The sequence below is a fragment of the Zhengella sedimenti genome (assembly GCF_046506625.1).
Taxonomy (GTDB): domain Bacteria; phylum Pseudomonadota; class Alphaproteobacteria; order Rhizobiales; family Rhizobiaceae; genus Zhengella; species Zhengella sedimenti.
Genome location: NZ_JBKFFP010000015.1, coordinates 1 through 3,440, shown reverse-complemented (window position 1 = coordinate 3,440; position 3,440 = coordinate 1). Strand labels below are relative to the sequence as shown.

At 55.1% G+C, this 3,440-nt stretch carries 2 rRNA genes; both read left to right on the top strand.

The features are described from left to right. Positions 1 to 165: 165 nt before the first annotated feature. A 23S ribosomal RNA gene (locus tag ACLB6G_RS20785) occupies positions 166 to 3,114 on the top strand. Between the two features lie 176 nt (positions 3,115 to 3,290). Next, positions 3,291 to 3,406: ribosomal RNA gene (gene rrf, locus ACLB6G_RS20780) — 5S ribosomal RNA — on the top strand. Positions 3,407 to 3,440 lie beyond the last annotated feature (34 nt).

Genomic DNA, 3,440 nt, shown 5'->3' with positions numbered 1-3,440 from the left:
TCCCTTGGGGTATTGTTGATGCGCTGTCGCGCTGGCACGCTCATAAGCCGGCGCATGATGATTGGCCTCTTAGCCGCGGCCACCGGGGAAATCTCGAGAAGCTGGTCTTTTTGTGTCACTGGCCGTTAGCGGGTTTGTCCTGCGATGGTCATTGGCAATGAGAACGATCAAGTGTCTTAAGGGCATTTGGTGGATGCCTTGGCATGCACAGGCGATGAAGGACGTGATACGCTGCGAAAAGCTCCGGGGAGGTGCGAATACCCCTTGATCCGGAGATCTCCGAATGGGGCAACCCACCTTTGATAGCTAGGAAATCAGTTGCGCTTCTGTGACGGCGAATAGGGAGTAGCGAGTAGCGAACAGGGATGTTCGGTACTTTTGACTTTCTGTTTTTGCTGTCCGTGCGTTTGGCGGAACGAGTTGGGCATGGGGCGTGATCCCTATTGGCTACTCGCTATTCGCCATTCGCTTTGAACGGAAGCGGTTCTGGTTTCTAGCTATCGTCAAGAAGGTATCTTGTCTTGAATACATAGGGACAAGAGGCGAACGCAGGGAACTGAAACATCTAAGTACCTGCAGGAAAGGACATCAACCGAGACTCCGCTAGTAGTGGCGAGCGAACGCGGACCAGGCCAGTGGCTGACGAGTGAGAAGCGGAACCGTCTGGAAAGGCGGGCCATAGTGGGTGACAGCCCCGTATGCGTAATTTGCTTGTCAGTCCTTGAGTAGGGCGGGACACGTGAAATCCTGTCTGAACATGGGGGGACCACCCTCCAAGCCTAAGTACTCGTGCATGACCGATAGCGAACCAGTACCGTGAGGGAAAGGTGAAAAGCACCCCGACGAGGGGAGTGAAAGAGTACCTGAAACCGAATGCCTACAAACAGTGGGAGCCTGGAATGGTGACCACGTACCTTTTGTATAATGGGTCAGCGACTTAGTGTGACGAGCAAGCTTAAGCCGGTAGGTGTAGGCGCAGCGAAAGCGAGTCTGAACAGGGCGTTTCAGTTCGTCGCATTAGACCCGAAACCGAGTGATCTAGCCATGAGCAGGCTGAAGGTTGGGTAACACCAACTGGAGGGCCGAACCCATATCTGTTGCAATAGATCGGGATGACTTGTGGCTAGGGGTGAAAGGCCAATCAAACTCGGAAATAGCTGGTTCTCCGCGAAATCTATTTAGGTAGAGCGTCGGATGAATACTCCAGGGGGTAGAGCACTGGATGGGCTAGGGGTCCTCACCGGATTACCAAACCTAACCAAACTCCGAATACCTGGAAGTACTGTCCGGCAGACACACGGCGGGTGCTAACGTCCGTCGTGGAGAGGGAAACAACCCTGACCAACAGCTAAGGTCCCCAAGTCATGGCTAAGTGGGAAAGGATGTGAGGATCCCAAAACAACCAGGATGTTGGCTTAGAAGCAGCCATCATTTAAAGAAAGCGTAACAGCTCACTGGTCTAAACAAGGGTCCTTGCGCCGAAAATGTACCGGGGCTCAAGCCATGCACCGAAGCTTTGGGCTTGTCTTTGACAAGCGGTAGCGGAGCGTTGTGTAAGCTGATGAAGCGGGATCCGTGAGGACCCGTGGAGGTATCACAAGTGCGAATGCTGACATGAGTAACGATAAAGGGAGTGAGAGACTCCCTCGCCGAAAGTCCAAGGGTTCCTGCTTAAAGTTAATCTGAGCAGGGTTAGCCGGCCCCTAAGGCGAGGCCGAAAGGCGTAGTCGATGGGAACCAGGTGAATATTCCTGGGCCTGGAGGATTGTGACGGATCGCGTGTATCGTATGCCCTTACTGGATTGGGTGTGCGGTGAAGCGGTCCCGGGAAACAGCACCTCCATTACAGACCGTACCCGAAACCGACACTGGTGGACTGGTAGAGAATACCAAGGCGCTTGAGAGAACTGCGTTGAAGGAACTCGGCAAATTGCACGCGTAACTTCGGAATAAGCGTGACCCTTTTGCGGGCAACCGCGGGAGGGTGGCACAGACCAGGGGGTAGCGACTGTTTATCAAAAACACAGGGCTCTGCGAAGTCGCAAGACGACGTATAGGGTCTGACGCCTGCCCGGTGCCGGAAGGTTAAGAGGAGGGGTGCAAGCTCTGAATCGAAGCCCCGGTAAACGGCGGCCGTAACTATAACGGTCCTAAGGTAGCGAAATTCCTTGTCGGGTAAGTTCCGACCTGCACGAATGGCGTAACGACTTCCCCGCTGTCTCCAACGCAGACTCAGTGAAATTGAATTCCCCGTGAAGATGCGGGGTTCCTGCGGTTAGACGGAAAGACCCCGTGCACCTTTACTATAGCTTTACACTGGCATTCGTGTCGGCATGTGTAGGATAGGTGGTAGGCTTTGAAGCGCCGGCGCCAGCTGGCGTGGAGCCATCCTTGAAATACCACCCTTATCGTCATGAATGTCTAACCGCGGCCCGTCATCCGGGTCCGGGACAGTGTATGGTGGGTAGTTTGACTGGGGCGGTCGCCTCCTAAAGCGTAACGGAGGCGCGCGATGGTGGGCTCAGACCGGTCGGAAATCGGTCGTCGAGTGCAATGGCATAAGCCTGCCTGACTGCGAGACTGACAAGTCGAGCAGAGACGAAAGTCGGTCATAGTGATCCGGTGGTCCCGCGTGGAAGGGCCATCGCTCAACGGATAAAAGGTACGCCGGGGATAACAGGCTGATGACCCCCAAGAGTCCATATCGACGGGGTTGTTTGGCACCTCGATGTCGACTCATCGCATCCTGGGGCTGGAGCAGGTCCCAAGGGTATGGCTGTTCGCCATTTAAAGCGGTACGTGAGTTGGGTTCAGAACGTCGTGAGACAGTTCGGTCCCTATCTGCCGTGGGTGCAGGACTATTGACAGGATCTGTCCCTAGTACGAGAGGACCGGGATGGACGCATCTCTGGTGGACCTGTTGTCGCGCCAGCGGCATAGCAGGGTAGCTATATGCGGACGGGATAACCGCTGAAGGCATCTAAGCGGGAAACCCACCTGAAAACGAGTGGTCCCTATCAGGGCCGTGGAAGACGACCACGTTGATAGGCCGGGTGTGGAAGCGCAGCAATGTGTGAAGCTTACCGGTACTAATAGCCCGATCGGCTTGATCGTTCTCATTTGCCAATGACCATCGTCGCCAAGCGCGATGGTGTGCCAATGACCATCTCATCGACCAAAGGTCGATGAGGCCAATAGCGAATGGCAAATCGCGAGTAGGGCATTCTACTCGCTACCCGCTATTCCCTATTCGCTCAATTCCGGCTTCTCGACTTCATGCGCTTCGCCGACCTGGTGGTCATGGCGGGGTGGAAAGCACCCGATCCCATTCCGAACTCGGCCGTGAAACGCCCCAGCGCCGATGGTACTTCGTCTCAAGACGCGGGAGAGTAGGTCGCCGCCAGGTCTGCAAAACGCATGAAACATAATCTTCTCGACAC